This window comes from Chryseobacterium sp. YR221 (genome assembly GCF_900176315.1).
GTDB classification, from domain to species: Bacteria; Bacteroidota; Bacteroidia; order Flavobacteriales; family Weeksellaceae; genus Chryseobacterium; species Chryseobacterium rhizosphaerae.
Map to the genome: position 1 here is coordinate 296,968 of NZ_FWXM01000006.1, position 17,283 is coordinate 314,250.

General features: G+C 36.7%; 12 protein-coding genes. 9 read left to right on the forward strand and 3 right to left on the reverse strand.

Annotated features, from left to right (window positions below):
* Nucleotides 1-54: 54 nt before the first annotated feature.
* Entirely contained in the window at nt 55-2,178 is a 2,124-nt protein-coding gene (locus B8967_RS18425; RefSeq protein WP_084087055.1) for an outer membrane beta-barrel family protein, read from the reverse strand.
* Nucleotides 2,179-2,355: 177 nt separating this feature from the next.
* On the opposite strand from B8967_RS18425, the gene B8967_RS18430 reads away from it, so the two are divergent.
* Both B8967_RS18430 and B8967_RS18435 read left to right on the forward strand, forming a co-directional pair.
* Nucleotides 2,356-3,384: a sensor histidine kinase gene (locus B8967_RS18430; RefSeq protein WP_084087158.1), complete on the forward strand. Its 1,029-nt coding sequence runs from the start codon at nt 2,356-2,358 to the stop codon at nt 3,382-3,384.
* Entirely contained in the window at nt 3,371-4,048 is a 678-nt protein-coding gene (locus B8967_RS18435) for a LytR/AlgR family response regulator transcription factor (RefSeq protein WP_084087057.1), read from the forward strand. The genes B8967_RS18430 and B8967_RS18435 overlap by 14 nt, the downstream gene beginning before the upstream one ends.
* A 50-nt stretch (nt 4,049-4,098) precedes the next feature.
* Here the strand turns inward: B8967_RS18435 and B8967_RS18440 are convergent, their stop codons facing one another.
* Both B8967_RS18440 and B8967_RS18445 read right to left on the reverse strand, forming a co-directional pair.
* Nucleotides 4,099-6,366, reverse strand: a complete 2,268-nt coding sequence (locus B8967_RS18440) for an aconitate hydratase (RefSeq protein ID WP_047492335.1) — start codon at nt 6,364-6,366, stop codon at nt 4,099-4,101.
* A gap of 310 nt (nt 6,367-6,676) precedes the next feature.
* Nucleotides 6,677-9,457 (reverse strand): bifunctional aconitate hydratase 2/2-methylisocitrate dehydratase, encoded by a 2,781-nt coding sequence (locus B8967_RS18445; protein WP_084087059.1) that lies wholly within the window; start codon nt 9,455-9,457, stop codon nt 6,677-6,679.
* 302 nt (nt 9,458-9,759) lie between these two features.
* Here B8967_RS18445 and B8967_RS18450 point away from each other — a divergent pair, with 302 nt between their 5' ends.
* The 7 genes from B8967_RS18450 to B8967_RS18480 all read left to right on the forward strand — a co-directional run bounded on the left by B8967_RS18450 (nt 9,760) and on the right by B8967_RS18480 (nt 17,275).
* The gene (locus tag B8967_RS18450; protein ID WP_228406252.1) at nt 9,760-10,530 is read left to right on the forward strand and encodes a WG repeat-containing protein; all 771 of its coding nucleotides are present in this window, start codon (nt 9,760-9,762) and stop codon (nt 10,528-10,530) included.
* A 265-nt stretch (nt 10,531-10,795) separates the two neighbouring features.
* Nucleotides 10,796-12,931, forward strand: a complete 2,136-nt coding sequence (locus tag B8967_RS18455; protein WP_084087063.1) for a TonB-dependent receptor — start codon at nt 10,796-10,798, stop codon at nt 12,929-12,931.
* 229 nt (nt 12,932-13,160) lie between these two features.
* Entirely contained in the window at nt 13,161-13,913 is a 753-nt protein-coding gene (locus B8967_RS18460; RefSeq protein ID WP_047492347.1) for a hypothetical protein, read from the forward strand.
* Nucleotides 13,901-14,443: an acyl-CoA thioesterase gene (locus B8967_RS18465; protein ID WP_047492349.1), complete on the forward strand. Its 543-nt coding sequence runs from the start codon at nt 13,901-13,903 to the stop codon at nt 14,441-14,443. Before B8967_RS18460 ends, B8967_RS18465 begins: the two co-directional genes overlap by 13 nt.
* Nucleotides 14,444-14,626: 183 nt before the next feature.
* On the forward strand, nt 14,627-14,908 hold the full coding sequence (locus tag B8967_RS18470; RefSeq protein WP_084087065.1) for a GxxExxY protein: 282 nt from the start codon (nt 14,627-14,629) through the stop codon (nt 14,906-14,908).
* Between the two features lie 46 nt (nt 14,909-14,954).
* Nucleotides 14,955-15,884, forward strand: a complete 930-nt coding sequence (locus tag B8967_RS18475; RefSeq protein ID WP_084087067.1) for a 2-hydroxyacid dehydrogenase — start codon at nt 14,955-14,957, stop codon at nt 15,882-15,884.
* Nucleotides 15,885-16,012: 128 nt separating this feature from the next.
* Nucleotides 16,013-17,275, forward strand: coding sequence for a serine hydrolase domain-containing protein (locus B8967_RS18480; RefSeq protein ID WP_084087069.1), 1,263 nt, complete (start codon nt 16,013-16,015; stop codon nt 17,273-17,275).
* Nucleotides 17,276-17,283: the final 8 nt, after the last annotated feature.

Consider the following 17,283-nt stretch of genomic DNA (forward strand, 5'->3'; position numbering starts at 1 on the left):
CAAAAGCAGAGACTTAATCTCTGCTTTTTTGTTTGAATAAACAGGTGGATTTCATTATTGTGCCCGGTTTTTTTCTTCAAAATTAATTTTTCTCTCCTCATTTTTCAGCTTCTGGTTGCCGAAATTATAGGTGATACTTAAGGTCAGCCTTCTGGCGTCCCAATAATTATTGAAAGACTGTGTATTATCGGAGAAATACATATTGGCTTTATATCCGGATTGTTTAAAGATATCACTTACCGAAAGGTTAATCTGCAATGCTTTTTCTGCAAAGCTCATTTTTATTCCGGCATCAGCACTGGCCCTGTTTCTGACGGACATATACCCATCCCTTGATGGAAGATTATGCCAGTAATTTAAAAACAGAAAAAACGTTTTGGCTTTATTGAGTCTGAAAGTATTGTTGGTAGAATAATAGAAGGCTTGCCCACTTTTAGGGACGGCATTGAATTGGGTAATCTGGGTTTCATTATAGCTGAAGGATGCAGAAAGATTGCTTTCCCAGATTTTGAAAAAAGTATCTGTATAGTTAAGATTGATCCCATAATTGTTTTGATTGTAATAATTTTGATAAGTACTGGTTAGCTGGATTCCATCTAAAAATGTGATCTGGTCAAAATTATTCAAGGTTCTCTGGTAGTAGAGATTAGCTGAGAATTTATTTTTAAAGATATAATTGACTTCAATATTATGGTTGAATGAAGGCTGGAGGCTTGGATTTCCGGTATAATAAGTATTTGGATTGGAGTACCAGCGGAAAGGATCTAAAGCCCGGAAATAAGGGCGGTTAATCCTTCTGGAATAGGTAAGACTGAATTGATGGTTAGCATCAGCCTTATAAGAAATATAGGCAGTGGGAAATAGTTTTCCATACCTATTGTCAGACTGAGACTCTGTGGTGGGTGAAAATCCTTTTGTATCGGTATATTCGTAACGTAGGCCTATTTTTGCAGACCATTTTTCACCAAAATCTTTACTTGCACTGAAGTAACCTGCATAATTTTTTTCATTATAATTAAAAAGATTGCTTTTTTTCGGGTCAATGGTATAATTTCCACTGATCATATTATAATACTCAATAGCTGAGTTGTTCGAAAACTGGCTGTACTTGGTACCGGCTTCAACTTGAATATTTTTAAGATTTAAAGTCAAATCAGCCTGTCCGGAATAGATTTTATAGTCCACCGAAGATAGATTTCTGACCATTTGTTCTGAATGATCTGCCATATTTATGGTTTTAAAATTGACCTGAGTATCCGGAAGGTTTCCATAATAATTAGCTCCAAAACTCAGCTTATGATCTCCTAGCTTTTGATCAAAATAAAGGTTCAGCATTTGGGAAGTAAAATCAGAACGGTGTTTAGAATCAGTTTGGGTCTGGAAGTTTAGAGTGTCGTCGGTAAAGTAGTTTTGCCCCGAATGAATATCCATATTGGAGTGTCCTTTCAACATATCATAAACCATTCCTATATTGGATTTTTCGGATAATGAGTAATCCAGTGTCGCATTAAACCCAAGTCCATCATTCATATCCCTTCTGTCATCTCTGTTAACCGAAGAACTTTTTCCCATAACCTGATAATTTTCTACAGAACGTTTTTCTTCATCAAATCCCTGTAGTTTTATTGCTGCTTTTGATTTTTCATTCTGATAATTAACCCCTGCCACACTCCCAAATCCGGCATAGGTTTTTTGTTTATAATACGTGGTCAGATAACCGTTCCATCCAAGAAGTTGATTTTTTTTTAAAACAATATTAATAATCCCACTATTTCCCTGAGCTTCATACTTTGAAGGCGGAGTAGTGATGACTTCAATTTTCAGAATGTTCTCAGAACGTAAGTTTCTTAAATAATTGATGAGTTCGGTACCGGAAAGGTTAAGCATTCGGTCATTAACCATAACAGAGACTCCATTTTTGCCGGCAATAGAAAGAAGACCTTTATCTTCATCCACTTTAAGAAAAGGAGTTCCTGCTAATACTTCTGTTCCTGAGCTTCCCTGAGATAGCATAGAGTTTTGAACATTATAGACAAGACGATCTACTTTACGTTCTACCAAATTTTTTTTAGCGTTTACCGTAACCGTTTCGATCTTTTTTACCATTGCAGAGTCTTTAGTCTGCCCTACCGCAAAAGAATAAAATAACACTGAGATATAGAAAATAGTTCTTTTCATTGTATGTAAGAGAGGTTTTATTACAGCTCTGGGACAAAGGTATAAGGTGGATATTCTTGTAAAAACAGGGATTAGACGAAGGCTTGTTTCATGGGTGTGAAAATAGTTTTATCGGAAAAAAAGAGCCTTTCATCGAAAACTGTAGATAAATTCCTTGGCGGAGCTTTATATTTGAGTATGAAAAAACAGCAAATTATCTGGCTTCAGATTATCTATTGGAGTTTTGATTTTTTTGGAACGGTTATTACTCCTAATTTCTTTTTTCCGGAGAGAAGCAGCTATGAAGTAAGTATTCTCAGGATTACTTTTTTTATGGTAAAGATTCTGAGTTTCTATATTTCATATATATTTATTTTCCCAAAGTTCTTCAAGCTGGATAAGCTTTACTCAGCTGTAATAGTTTTTGTATTGACTCTTCTTTGCTTTGCAGGACTGCGTTATATTCTTGAAGAAATAATTTTGCAGGAGATCGTTGGATTTCGAAACTATGGTGAGGGAACAGGACTTACGTACTATTTTTTTGATAATATTTATAGCAGCTCTCTCACCACTTTCATAGCAGGAATTTTATGGATATTAGAGAAATACGGGGTGGCTGAAAATGATAAAAAACGACTCCTGATAGAGAAGAAACAAGCAGAACTTCAGGCATTGAAAACACAGATCAATCCCCACTTTATTTTTAATTCTTTAAATAATATTTACTCCCTTGTTTATCAGAATTCAGATAAATCATTACCCGCAATTGAAAAGCTGAGTGAGCTGCTCAGATACAGTACGAAAGATCTTGAAAAAGATGTGATCAGCCTGGATAAAGAAATTGGATATATTGAGAGCTTGATCGGGCTCGAAAAACTGAGAATAAAAAACGCTGAAATGCTGGTTTTCGAAAAAGATATCACCCATCCAAAACTCAATATTTCTCCTATGCTCTTGGTTCCATTTGTAGAAAATGCTTTTAAACATGGTGATTTCAGAGATAAAGGTTTTGTTCTGAAAGTTTCCGATAAAAACCGAAGCCTTCATTTTTCTCTTCACAATTTTAAAAATCAAAGGATGAAAGATACAGCGTCTGGGATAGGTATTGAGAATGTGAAAAAGAGACTGGAAATTCTTTATCCTCAGAAATATGAACTGAATATAAAAGACTCAGAAACAGAATTTATAGTAGATTTAAAGATTGATTTACGAGATGAATACAATTAAATGCGTCATTGTAGATGATGAGCCCTTGGCCATATCTCTCCTTGAAAACTATATCCGGAAGATCCCTTTTTTTGAACTGGTATTTTCTACTGAGAATCCTATATTGGCTTTGGAATATATTAAAGATAATGATTCTGACCTTATTTTTTTAGATATCCAGATGCCGGAGCTTACAGGGATTAATTTCATGAAAATTGTGGGATCCAGGCAAAAGTATATTTTAACTACTGCTTATTCGGAATATGCACTGGAAGGATACGAGCATAATATAATTGATTATCTGCTGAAGCCTGTTTCTTTTGACCGGTTTCAAAAAAGTGCCCTAAAAGCCAGAGAACGTTTCTCGGTTAATGAGGAAACAGATTCCCATTTCTTTGTCAAATCTTCCGGACAGCAACATCGTTTGCTCTTTAATGATATTCTTTATATTGAGAGCATTAAAGACTATGTAAATATCAGGACAGAGGATGAAGAATATATTGTTCTGGACACGCTTAAATCAATGGAAAATCAACTTCCTGATCAATTTATACGCATTCACAAATCCTTTATCATAAATCTGGATAAAATAAAAAGCATAGGAGCAAAAAAGGTGATGCTTTCTAAGCAGGAAATTCCAATTGGAGATATCTACAGAGCTAACCTTTTGGATAAACTGAAATAAAAAGACGGCTTCAACAGAAGCCGTCTTTTATATTAATCTAACAAGTAATCTTAATTTTCCTGTTGCTTAATCAGGTTCAGTGCAGAACCAGCCTTAAACCACTCGATTTGTTGATCATTGTATGTATGGTTGGCCATAATAATATCTTTAGTTCCGTTAGCATGAACGAATTCTAACGTCAATTGCTTGCCTGGAGCAAACTGATCAAGATCTAAGAAATTAACTGTATCATCTTCTAAGATTTTGTCATAATCAGCCTCATTAGCGAAAGTTAATCCAAGCATACCTTGTTTCTTAAGGTTGGTCTCGTGGATTCTCGCGAATGATTTTACCAGTACGGCTTTTACACCCAGGTGTCTAGGCTCCATGGCAGCATGTTCTCTTGAAGAACCTTCACCATAGTTTTGATCCCCTACAACAATAGTTGGAATACCTGCTGCTTTATAAGCTCTTTGTACAGCCGGAACTTCACCATATTCACCGGTGATTTCGTTTTTCACGTGGTTCGTTTCCATGTTGTAAGCATTTACAGCTCCAATCAACATGTTATTTGAAATATTGTCAAGGTGACCTCTGTATTTCAACCATGGTCCAGCCATAGAAATATGGTCGGTCGTACATTTTCCGAAAGCTTTGATCAATACCTTAGCCCCTTCAATATTTTTACCGTCCCAGGCAGGGAATTCTTCCAATAGCTGAAGTCTGTCTGAAGTAGGGCTTACATTGACCACAATACCGGATCCATCTGCTGATGGAGCCTGATAGCCATTGTCATCTACTGCAAATCCTCTTGCAGGAAGCTCAGAACCTTTAGGCTCATCAAGTTTTACCTGCTCACCGGCTTCGTTGGTTAACGTATCAGAAATTGGGTTGAAGTCTAATCTACCGGATATTGCTACAGCAGCTACCATTTCTGGAGAAGCTACAAAAGCGTGAGTATTTGGGTTACCGTCAGCTCTCTTTGCAAAGTTTCTGTTGAAAGAATGGATGATAGAGTTTTTCTCACCTTTATCAGCTCCTTCTCTGTCCCATTGTCCGATACATGGTCCACAGGCGTTCGTGAAAATTCTTGCGTTTTCAAATTTTCTGAAAGAATCTAAGAAACCGTCTCTTTCAGCAGTAAATTTCACCTGCTCAGAACCTGGGTTGATCCCTAAAATAGCCTTAGGTTTTACACCTTTTGCTACCGCATCTTCAACGATAGAAGCAGCTCTTGATAAATCTTCATAAGAAGAGTTGGTACAAGAACCGATAAGAGCCCATTCCACTTCTATTGGCCATCCGTTTGCTTCAGCTTTAGCTCTGAATTCAGCAACCGGAGTTGCCAGGTCCGGAGTGAAAGGTCCGTTTAAATGAGGTGTTAATTCAGAAAGGTTAATTTCTATTAATTGATCAAAATATTGTTCTGGGTTTGCATAAACTTCAGCATCCCCTGTTAAATGTTCCGCAATTTTATCAGCTGCATCTACAACGTCCTGTCTTCCTGTTGCAGTCAGATATCTTCTCATAGAATCATCATATCCGAAAGTGGAAGTTGTAGCGCCGATTTCAGCACCCATGTTACAGATAGTACCTTTCCCTGTTGCAGAAAGAGATTCTGCACCTTCACCGAAGTATTCTACAATACATCCTGTTCCTCCTTTTACAGTAAGGATTCCGGCTACTTTCAGGATCACATCTTTTGCAGAAGTCCATCCAGACATTTTACCCGTCAGTTTTACCCCGATAAGTTTAGGCATTTTAAGCTCCCATGCCATTCCCGCCATTACATCTACTGCGTCAGCTCCTCCTACACCGATGGCAACCATTCCAAGACCTCCTGCATTTACGGTGTGTGAATCTGTACCGATCATCATCCCTCCCGGGAAAGCATAATTTTCCAATACCACCTGGTGGATAATACCAGCTCCGGGCTTCCAGAAACCAATTCCGTATTTATCACATACAGAACTTAAGAAGTTGAATACTTCAGAGTTTTTGTTGATTCCTTCCTGCAAATCTTTATCAGCACCTACTTTCGCCTGAATAAGGTGATCTGCATGAGCCGTTGACGGGACAGCTACTTTCGCTTTTCCTGCCTGCATGAATTGCAAAAGTGCCATCTGTGCAGTTGCATCCTGCATGGCTACTCTATCTGGTGCAAAGTCTACATAAGAGTTTCCTCTTTCATGTGCCTGTGTAGCATTTCCTTCCCAAAGGTGGGTGTAAAGGATTTTTTCTGAAAGGGTAAGAGGTTTTCCCACGATCTGTCTTGCTGCTGCAATTCTTTCAGGGTAACGCTCGTACACTTTTTTGATCATATCAATATCAAAAGTCATATCTAAATTTAGTTTTTGTTCTTTTTCTGTTAATGTTTCTTTCTCTGATTTTGAGAGATAAAAACCGTTCTACAAACACATCAAAAAATGTTCCTATAATCTATAAATGAGCATACTTTTGATGATAAATCAAGAGATTTTATAACTTTCAATTTAAGAAAAAATAGAATTTATTTTGTTGATTTTCTTGAAAAAAAATTGTATTACCCTTAAAATGGAAGTATTCTAAACAAAAAATTGAAAGATTTTAAATCCTTACAGGACCAAAATCTTTCAATTATATAATTTTTAAAGCTATTGTTATACTTTATTAATGACCTACCTGAACCAACTCCTTGATTGGAGGGGTAAACTTAGTAAGATCAATACCTTCAACGGCTGCTTTATATTCATCTATATTAGGAATACGTCCGATAATAGCTGAAAGAACAACAACCGGAGTGGATGCAAGTAATGATTCTCCTTTTTTACGTTCAGAATCTTCAACCACTCTTCCCTGGAAAAGACGGGTTGACGTTGCCAATACAGTATCTCCTTTAGCAGCTTTTTCCTGGTTACCCATACAAAGGTTACATCCAGGACGCTCAAGATACATTACGTTTTTGTATTCCGTACGAGCTTCACCTTTAGGAGCTTTATCATCAAATTCAAAGGCAGAGTATTTTTCTAACAATTCCCAGTCTCCTTCTGCTTTTAATTCATCGATGATGTTGTAAGTAGGTGCTGCCACTACAAGAGGAGCATTAAATTCTACTTTACCTTGTTGTTTTTCAATATTTCTAAGCATTTGAGAAACAATTTTCAAATCTCCTTTGTGAACCATACATGACCCCACAAAACCTAGATCTACTTTTTTCTCACCTCCATAATATGAAAGGTCTCTGATGGTATCGTGAGTATATCTCTTGGAAACATCATCATTGTTTACATCCGGGTCAGCAATCATTGGTTCAACGATTACATCAAGATCAACCACTACTTCAGCATAATATTTAGCATTAGCATCAGGAGTTAAAGCTGGCTTTTCACCAGATCTGATCTCTGCAATTCTCTTATCAGCTTTATTAATTAATCCCTGAAGAACTTGGTTATGATTGTCCATACCTTTATCAATCATGATCTGGATTCTGCCTTTTGCAATTTCCAATGATTCGATTAGGGTATTGTCTTCAGAAATATTGATAGAAGCTTTTGCTTTCATCTCTGCAGTCCAGTCTGTAAATGTAAATGCCTGGTCAGCAGGAAGCGTTCCGATGTGAACCTCAATGATTCTACCCTGGAATACGTTTTCACCTCCAAACTGCTTAAGCATTTGAGCCTGAGTTGCATGAACAACATCACGGAAATCCATATGCTCTTTCATGTCTCCTTTGAAAGTTACTTTTACAGATTCAGGAATTGGCATAGATGCTTCTCCGGTAGCCAGTGCAAGAGCCACTGTTCCTGAGTCAGCTCCAAAAGCAACACCTTTGGACATTCTTGTGTGAGAATCCCCACCAATAATGATTGCCCATTCGTCTACTGTAATATCGTTAAGAACTTTGTGAATTACGTCGGTCATAGCATGGTATTCCCCTTTAGGGTCACGGGCTGTGATCAATCCGAATTCGTTCATGAATTTCATTAGTTTAGGGATATTTGCCTGTGCTTTTTTATCCCATACTGAAGCTGTGTGACATCCTGATTGGTATGCACCGTCAACAATTGGAGAAATTACTGTAGCCGCCATAGATTCAAGCTCCTGAGAAGTCATAAGACCTGTTGTATCCTGAGATCCGACGATATTAACTTCTACACGAACGTCTGAACCAGCATGTAGTACTTTTCCAGGTGTTGTTCCTACAGCATTTCTATTGAAAATCTTTTCTACGGCTGTAAGACCTTGTCCTTCGTGAGAAATTTCTTTTGACGGAGCAAAAACAACCGGAGCTTCAACTCCTAAAAGCTGTGCTGCGAATGTCTGTAATTTTTTACCAAATACGATAGCGTAAGATCCTCCAGCCTTAATGAATTCCATTTTCTGAGGGGTCAATGCCTTAGAAATGTCAATCAGCTCCTGATCTCCGTTATATAATTTTTTCTCTTTTATATTAATCGTAAGTACAGTTCCTGTAGCAACAGAGTAAGCCTCTTCAAGGATCGGCTCCCCATTTTCATTACGAATCGGGTTTCCTTCTGCATCCAGTTTTTTCACCCAGTTTTTAAGGTCGATACCGATACCACCGGTAACATCAACTGTGGTAAGGAAAATAGGAGAAATTCCGTTTGTTCCTCCAACAATAGGAGCGATATTTACAAATGGAACATAGGGACTTGCTTGTTTTCCTGTCCAAAGAGCTACGTTGTTTACTCCGGACATTCTCGATGACCCTACACCCATTGTTCCTTTTTCAGCAATAAGCATAACGCTTGCGTCAGGATGTTTAGCCTGTAAAGCCTTGATTTCTTCCTGAGCCTGAGGGGTGATCATACACTTACCATGAAGTTCACGGTCTGATCTGGAGTGCGCCTGATTTCCCGGAGATAATAAATCCGTTGAAATGTCACCCTCACCGGCAATAAATGTTACCACTTTAATTTCTTCAGCTACTTCCGGAAGCTTAGTGAAAAACTCAGCCTGTGCATAGCTTTCCAGGATTTCTTTGGCGATTTCGCTGCCACTGTTGAATGCTTCTTTCAGACGGTTAGTATCCGCTTCATAAAGGTAGACTTGTGTCTTAAGAACTTTAGCCGCTTCTTTGGCAATAGCGGCATCATTACCTAAGGCAAGGTCCAGTAATACTTCAATAGAAGGACCTCCTTTCATATGAGATAACAATTCAAAGGCGTAAGCCGGTGATATTTCTTCTACTACGGATTCACCTAGAATGATTTCCTTTAAAAATTTTGCTTTAACACCTGCTGCACTTGTTGTTCCAGGTAAAGTGTTGTAAATGAAAAATTTAAGAGAATCTGTTCGATCTGCATTACCTGAATCTTTAATCTGTGCAATGATTTCGCTTAGTAATTCAGCACCATCAATTGGCTTTGGATGAAGCCCCTGGTTTTTTCTTTCTTCAATCTCTTTGATGTAATCCTTATAAATATTCATAATAGAAGTCTTTCTCTTTTAAAGGTAGATATATGAAACAGTTGTTAGTACTGTCACTTCTTTTTACCGGTCTTTATAAATAACATTTTGAGTTCCCGCATTTTGAGTGTAGGGTATGATCCGGAGAAAAGTAAGTATAATCTACAATTTTTTTAAAGTTTTAAAATTATCAAACAATTCAAAATGTTCCCCAAAATTACGAAATTTTACTATTTTATGGGAATGAAATTATTTAGATTCTTTATAAATATGAATTTGATAAATTCTATATTTGGCCGTAATTTTGCAGACAAATGACGAATATGAAAAATATCCTGAATGTTTTGTGCGTTTTTATTTCGATTTTCATTTTCTCACAGACTAAATCTGTGAAGAAAGTGCCGGTTAAAAATATTGCGAAAACCACGGTAAAGAAAGGGCGTAAAGTATCTAAACCTAATTCTGATCTGGTAGTTATTAATGAGAACCTGCCTCTTCTTATTCCAAAAAAGAAAGAAGATAAGTTTGGATATGTCAACCAAAAAGGGAAATTTATTATCCAGCCGGAATATCATATTGCCGTATTTTTTTATGAGGATTGTAATCTTTTGAACTCCCCGAATGAAAAAATCAGGAAATTCGGGACAAAAAACTATGCCACAGTAGAAAAAGATATGATTTCTTACCGGGTTGATGTAAAAGGAAAAAGAGTCTATCAGTTCAAAGATGCAGATCTTGGAAAATGTAAGTTTGGAGACTACAAGCAGCAGCTATTTCAGGCCTATGTTCTGAATGGATTTTACGGGATCATTGAAAAAGCAAAATTCGTCAATGCGGCAGATTACAGAGATTATCAGATTTACCCTCAATATCAATACCTGTACATCATGGAGGGTGATGATGTGGCAGACCCCATGATTGTGGCTTCCCAGAATGATAAATTTGGTGTGATAGATGTAAATAATAAAGTGATTGTTCCTTTCGAATATTCCAATATAAAAAGAAATTTCAGCTGGAAGCTGGGTAAAATGTTTGAAGTAACCAAAGATGGCAAAGAATATTACTATATTGACTCAAATAACAAAACCTACTAGAGATGAGCCATGACTCATTACTTGCCGATCACCCCTATTTTGTAAAATAAAAAACTTAGTATCCCGCCACCAGACCCCATTCCTACATCTCATATATTTTTTGTAATTTCGCGGCTGAAATAAAGGGGTGCTTTAACAGGCTGAGATTATACCCAATGAACCTGGAACAGGTAATGCTGTTTAGGGACACACCGACTGTTGTAAGTCGAAATGTATAATATCTTATCGATCCCCTTTTATTCATTAAATGTTAAAGATTTATAGAATGAAAGGATTATTTTTTTTAGGGCTTACCGTAGGCTCAGCAGCCTTTATGCAGGCTCAAAATAAAGACTCTCTTAAAACAAGGGAGATTGAAGGGGTTAGCTTTACCAAAAGACTTCCGGTTGCGAAGGAAATTATTAATGTCCAGAAAGACTTAGACGGGAAAAACCTTGGGCAGGATCTTCCTATGCTTTTAAAAAATCAAACTTCTGTTATTTCGACTTCAGATGCTGGTAACGGTGTAGGCTATACTGGCCTTAGAATTCGTGGAGTAGCAGGAAGAGGGATTAATATCATGATGAATGGTGTTCCTTTTAACGATTCAGAAAGTCAGGGTGCATTTTTTGTGAATGTTCCGGATTTAACGAGTTCTGCGTCACAGATTGTTATTCAGAGAGGGGTAGGAACTTCCAATAATGGAGTTTCATCATTTGGAGCCAGTATCAACGTGATCTCAAAAGATCCGGAAGAGAAGTTTTATATTAAAACGGATGATAGCTATGGTTCGTTCAATACCTATAAATATTCAGCTGAGGTTGGAACCGGAAAGTTCTGGAAAGACAGGCTTTCTGTGATGGGGAGATATTCTCATATCCATTCTGACGGATATATTGACAGAGCTTCAGCGAATCTGGATTCTTATAATTTTACTGCTTTATTTGAAGAAGGTAAAACAAGATTACGATTGATGGCTTTCGGAGGTAAGGAAAGAACTTATCAGGCCTGGAATGGTATTGATAGAGAAACCTGGGAAACCAATCCAAAGTACAATAGCTCAGGGGGATATAAAGACCTTTTTACCGGAGAAAAGAAATTTTATGATGGTGAAACGGATAACTACCGCCAAAATCATTATCAGTTTCTGTGGGAGCAGAAGTTTAATGATATCTGGAGCTTAGAAACGACTTTGCATTATACCAGAGGAAAAGGATATTACGAAAATTATAAAAGAGTAAACGAAGGAGATAAGGAATCTACTCATTATGCCGACTATAATCTGGAAGTTCCTATCGTCAACGGGGTAGCTGTTGAAAAAACTGACTTTATCAGAAAAAAATGGTTGGATAATCATTTCTATGGTTTGGTTTCTACATTGTATGGGAAGTTTGAAAATATTGATCTTAACTTCGGAGTTGTGGCTAACCAATATTATGGGAAGCACTATGGAACGGTAACGGGAGTTTATTTTCCACAGATTAATGATTATGAGTATTACAGAGGTCGTTCCGTGAAAAATGAAGCAGCAGGATTTGCAAAAGCTTTGTTGAAAGTAGAGGATTTCGAATTCTTTGGAGACTTACAGCTGAGAAGTATTCATTATGATACAAAAATTATCCTTAGCGGGGATGGAGAAGGAGGGAATATAAAGAAAAACTGGTTGTTTTTTAACCCTAAGGCTGGGGTAAATTATAAAATAGGAAACGGAAAAATATTCCTGTCCTACGCCCATGCCCACCGGGAGCCAAACAGGGACGACCTGCTTGCGGATCAAAATGTGAAAGCTGAAAAACTTCACGATATTGAAGCTGGTCTGGAAAAACAGTTTGGATTTTTATCATTGACAGCCAACTTATATTATATGTATTATGTCAATCAACTGGTTTTAAATGGAGAGCTTAATAACGTAGGAGCATTTATCAGAACAAACTCCGGAAAAAGTTACAGAAGGGGAATTGAGCTTGGTGCTTTGGCAAAACTGTCAAAACAATGGGAGATCTCAGGGAATGTAAGCTTGAGCCAGAACAGGAATCAGGATTTTAATATTAAAAATGAAGGGGTGCTTAAAAACCTGGGAAATACACAAATTTCCTTTTCTCCGGATGTAGTGGCTAACGTCGGATTGAAATTCAGCCCATCCAAGAGCTTCCAGTTTGCTTTAATGAATCAGTATGTGGGAAAACAGTATCTGGATAACACAGAAGATAAAAACTTACAGCTTAAAGATTATCTGCTGACAGATTTTAATGCGGAATACCAGTTTAAAATTGCTAATAATGACATTGCATTGAAATTATTGGTCAATAACCTGTTTAATAAAAAATATGTCAATAACGGTTCTGTGTATGAAGGAACACCTTATTATTTTTCACAGGCAGGAACAAATTTTATGTTTGGAATAAGCTGGAAAATTCAATAATTTGTAAAGATTTATGATAAAAAAAGTATAGAATCAAATAGTGATTTATATTGATCATGTAATTGATTTTGAATCTTAATACTATTTGCCTTTTTATAGTTAAAGGGGATTATAGGTAACATTATCGCTATTTTAATAGATAATAAGCAAAAGACTGTTTCGGCAGTCTTTTTTTATATAAGATTAAATGTCTTAAAAAGTCATGAAAAAGTTATAAATTTGCTGCCAAATGAATATTTCAGCATATATTTTAGAATACTTGAAACAATTTGGAACTGCTACAGTTCCAGGCTTTGGCGTGTTTTCCCTGAAAAATTCTAAGGCCATTATTAATTCTGAAAACGGAAGTATTCTTCCGCCAGCCAGTCAGATTGATTTTACCATAGATTATGAAGTACAATCTGAAGAATTAACTGCTTTTATAGCCGGACAAAAACAGATGTCTCTGGAGGCTTCCCGAAGCGATCTGAAGATACAGACTGATTTTTGGAAGAAAAAGCTACAGGCAGAACAGATTCTTGAAATTCAAAATCTTGGAAACATCTTCATTGAAGAAGGGCATACCCATTTCAAAGGAAAAAGAATAGAATCAGGACATCCCGATTTTTATGGATTAGAAGAAATACGATTTTCAGATATCAATAATGGAGAGAAAGTTCATGCTTCAGAAAACAGGGAAAAGGATTATAAATTCAAGAAAACAATCCTATGGACTTTTTTGCTGATTATTCCGGTGGCAGGAATCCTATACCTGGCCTATGCTAAACAGGAGTTTATTTTTGGAAAGAAATCCTTTAATAATGTTTCCGTACAGACTTCTACCCATAGAATTGTGAAAGATACGGTAAAAGTAGTGGCCCATACACCGGACATGACCGTTTCAGATTCTCTGAAAAAAGATTCATTAGTAAAACCTGCCGTAAAAGGAACAAAACCTGCTCCGGCTGCCCGAAACAACACTAAGACTAGATGGCAAAAATAAAAAAAGCGTCAGAATCTCTGACCATTATGACTAACATTGTTCTTCCGAACGAAACAAATTCTTTAAGAAACCTTTTTGGTGGTGAGCTTTTAGCAAAAATGGACCGTTGTGCGTCTATCTCAGCAGCAAGACACTGTGAAAGAAGAGTGGTAACAGCTTCTGTAAACCATGTTTCCTTTAATCACCCAATTCCGGAAGGTGGAGTAGTAGTGCTGGAGTCTAAAGTTTCCAGAGCATTTTCCACGTCTATGGAAGTATATGTCGATGTATGGTTGGATGACCCTATCAACCAGAAGAAGATTCATACCAATGCAGGTATTTATACCTTCGTTGCTGTAGATGAATTTAACCGTCCTATTCCTATCCCGGAGATGGTTCCGGAAACAGAGGAGGAAAAAGAAAGATTTGCTGCAGCATTCCGTAGAAAAGAACTTTCTTTAATTCTATCCGGAAGAATGAAACCTCTGGAATCTGTGGAACTTAAAAAGTTATTTCAGGAACCACAAGAGCCAAAGAAGGACAAAAAATAAATAAAACACCAATATCACAAATGCCCGGCACAAATTCTCACAAATGATTGGTGTCGGTTAAGATGAAAAATTAGTACAAATGGATATTTCTGAAAATGATATATCAAGAATTGTTTACGAAGCAGGATATCTGGTTCATAAAACACTAGGCTCGGACTTTTAGAAAGTGCATATGAAGAATGTATGTTTTATGAACTGAATAAGCATAATCTTCTTGTGGAAAAACAAAAGCCAATGCCTTTGATTTATGATGAGGTAAAATTGGATGTAGGCTATAGACTCGATTTTCTGATACAGAAAAAATTGGTGTTAGAAGTAAAGTCGGTAGAAACCTTAAATGATGTTCATTTGGCTCAAATACTTACCTATCTTCGGCTGAGTAACTGTAAACTTGGAATGTTGATTAACTTTAATACTCTTCAATTTAAAAACGGAGTAAAAAGAGTGATCAATGGTACATTATAATCTGTGTTATTTGTGAAAAATAATTTGTGTCATTCGTGTTTAAGCTATGAAAATACTTCTTTTAGATAAAAATCACCCTCTTATTACCGAACAGCTTCTGGCAAAAAACTTTATATTGGAAGAAGATTTTACTTCTTCTTATGATGAGGTTTGTCATAAAATTGAACATTATGATGGTATTATCATCAGAAGCAGAATTCCATTAGATAAAAATTTCCTTGAGAAAGGTAAGAACCTGAAGTTTATTGCAAGGGTAGGAGCCGGAATGGAGAATATTGATATTCCTGTTGCTGAAGCATTGGGAATTCAGCTGATCAACTCTCCTGAAGGAAATAGAGATTCTGTTGCAGAACATGTAGTAGGAATGTTGCTGGTTATAATGAACAGATTGTTTATTGCTTCTCAGGAAGTAAAGAACGGTGTCTGGAAACGTGAAGAGAATAGAGGGGATGAATTGCTGGGGAAAACAGTAGGTCTTATAGGATACGGAAATATGGGAAAAGCTACTGCCAAAAGATTCTCAGGTTTTGGTTGTAAAGTGATTTTTCATGATATCCTTCCGGGGCTTTCTGATGAATTTGCTACACAGGTCACTTTAGAAGAACTGAAGCAGTCTGCGGATATTTTAAGTCTTCATATTCCTCTCACTTCACAGACTCATTATCTGATTGATGAAGCCTTTATTGCTGAGATGAAAAATGAGTTTTATTTTGTGAATACCGCAAGAGGAAAGAATGTAAAGACTAAAAGCTTAGTAGAAGCTTTGAAATCCGGAAAAGTGAAAGGAACCTGCCTGGATGTCCTGGAATATGAAAAATCCTCTTTTGAAAATATAGAAACGGAGAATGAAGATTTAAAATTTCTTCTCGAATCAGAAAAGACGATTGTAACTCCTCATATTGCCGGCTGGACTCATCAGAGTAAAGAAAAGCTGGCACAATTCATTGTAGATAAAATAATAGCCGCTTTTGGCTAGCAAAATAAAGAATCAGTAAATTTTCCTATTTGCTGATTCTTTCGTTTATGTTAAATAATTCATAATATCACTCTATATTTATTATTTTTTTTTGAGTTTTATTAAATTGCCGCTCATTTTTGAATCTCATGAAGACGCGTAATTTTGTATTTATTTTAACTGTTCTTTTATCCCTATTTTCCTGTAAAAAAAAGTCTGAAGCCCAAGAAAATTCAGCGGAAAATACGACGAATCTCCCTAACTACGGAAATGTAGATCTTGGGAAAATTTTTACCCAAACAGACAATCAGGTTTTAGATAAACCAACCACGATAAATTATATAGATCAGTATTACAAAAAGATATGGGATGGAGGAGATCTTAGTGGCGGAATACTTGTGGCGAAAGGCGACGAGATTTTATACGAAAATTACAGAGGTTTCGGAAGAGAAGGAAACCAGATGCCTATAGATAAAAATACACCTTTGCATGTGGCATCGGTATCAAAAACATTAACGGCAATGGCGATGATGAAGTTGGTGGAAGCAGGGAAAATAAAGCTTTCAGACCATCTGAGCCAATATTTTCCAGGATTTCCATATCCTAATGTTACTATTCAAACCTTACTGGATCAAAGAAGTGGACTTCCGAAGTACGAATATTTTATTACCAAAATACAGCCTGCACCGGCTGAACTTTCCAAACCATTTATTACCAATCAGGATGTTCTGAATATGATCATCAAGTACAAACCGGATCTGGCAAGAGATACAGATACAGGATTCATGTATTGTAATACGAATTTTGCTTTATTGGCTTTGTTGATTGAAAAAGTGACGAAAACTCCGTTTCCTCAGGCTATGAAAGAAATGGTGTTTACGCCGTTAAAAATGACCAATTCTTATATTTTCCAGGAAAAAGACATTCCTACGGCGGCACAGTCGTTCTATTATGGAGGGAGTAAGCTATATCCTTTAGATAGGTTGGATCTTATTTACGGAGACAAAAATGTATATACTACACCAAGAGATTTATATAACTTCTCAAAAGCCATGTTCTCAAAAGATTTCCTAAAGCCTGAGCTGATGCAGATGGTATTTACCCCGTACAGCAATGAAAAATCGGGAATGAATAACTACGGATTAGGGTTTAGGATGAAAATTTTTGACAACGGTGAAAAACTAACCTATCATAATGGGTGGTGGCATGGCAGCAATTCCGTATTTGCTCACCTTCTGAAGTCTAAAGTTACTATTGTAGCCATTGGTAATAAATATTCAAATAAAGTATATACAGCGCTTGCATTATCCGGATTATTTGAGGATTTCCCTTTACAGAAAGATAAGCTTCACTCGGTAATGAACGACAATAAAGATACTTTGAATTCAGGACATGAAGTTTTTGGAGAATAATGTTTACT

What these genes read in the sequence shown, in the direction of transcription:
- B8967_RS18480 (WP_084087069.1), top strand. Translation starts at nt 16,013, where the DNA reads ATGAAGACGCGTAATTTTGTATTTATTTTAACTGTTCTTTTATCCCTA.
- B8967_RS18455 (WP_084087063.1), top strand. Translation starts at nt 10,796, where the DNA reads ATGAAAGGATTATTTTTTTTAGGGCTTACCGTAGGCTCAGCAGCCTTT.
- B8967_RS18425 (WP_084087055.1), bottom strand. Translation starts at nt 2,178, where the DNA reads ATGAAAAGAACTATTTTCTATATCTCAGTGTTATTTTATTCTTTTGCG.
- B8967_RS18445 (WP_084087059.1), bottom strand. Translation starts at nt 9,457, where the DNA reads ATGAATATTTATAAGGATTACATCAAAGAGATTGAAGAAAGAAAAAAC.
- B8967_RS18440 (WP_047492335.1), bottom strand. Translation starts at nt 6,366, where the DNA reads ATGACTTTTGATATTGATATGATCAAAAAAGTGTACGAGCGTTACCCT.
- B8967_RS18450 (WP_228406252.1), top strand. Translation starts at nt 9,760, where the DNA reads ATGAAAAATATCCTGAATGTTTTGTGCGTTTTTATTTCGATTTTCATT.
- B8967_RS18460 (WP_047492347.1), top strand. Translation starts at nt 13,161, where the DNA reads ATGAATATTTCAGCATATATTTTAGAATACTTGAAACAATTTGGAACT.
- B8967_RS18435 (WP_084087057.1), top strand. Translation starts at nt 3,371, where the DNA reads ATGAATACAATTAAATGCGTCATTGTAGATGATGAGCCCTTGGCCATA.
- B8967_RS18430 (WP_084087158.1), top strand. Translation starts at nt 2,356, where the DNA reads ATGAAAAAACAGCAAATTATCTGGCTTCAGATTATCTATTGGAGTTTT.
- B8967_RS18465 (WP_047492349.1), top strand. Translation starts at nt 13,901, where the DNA reads ATGGCAAAAATAAAAAAAGCGTCAGAATCTCTGACCATTATGACTAAC.
- B8967_RS18475 (WP_084087067.1), top strand. Translation starts at nt 14,955, where the DNA reads ATGAAAATACTTCTTTTAGATAAAAATCACCCTCTTATTACCGAACAG.
- B8967_RS18470 (WP_084087065.1), top strand. Translation starts at nt 14,627, where the DNA reads ATGTTTTATGAACTGAATAAGCATAATCTTCTTGTGGAAAAACAAAAG.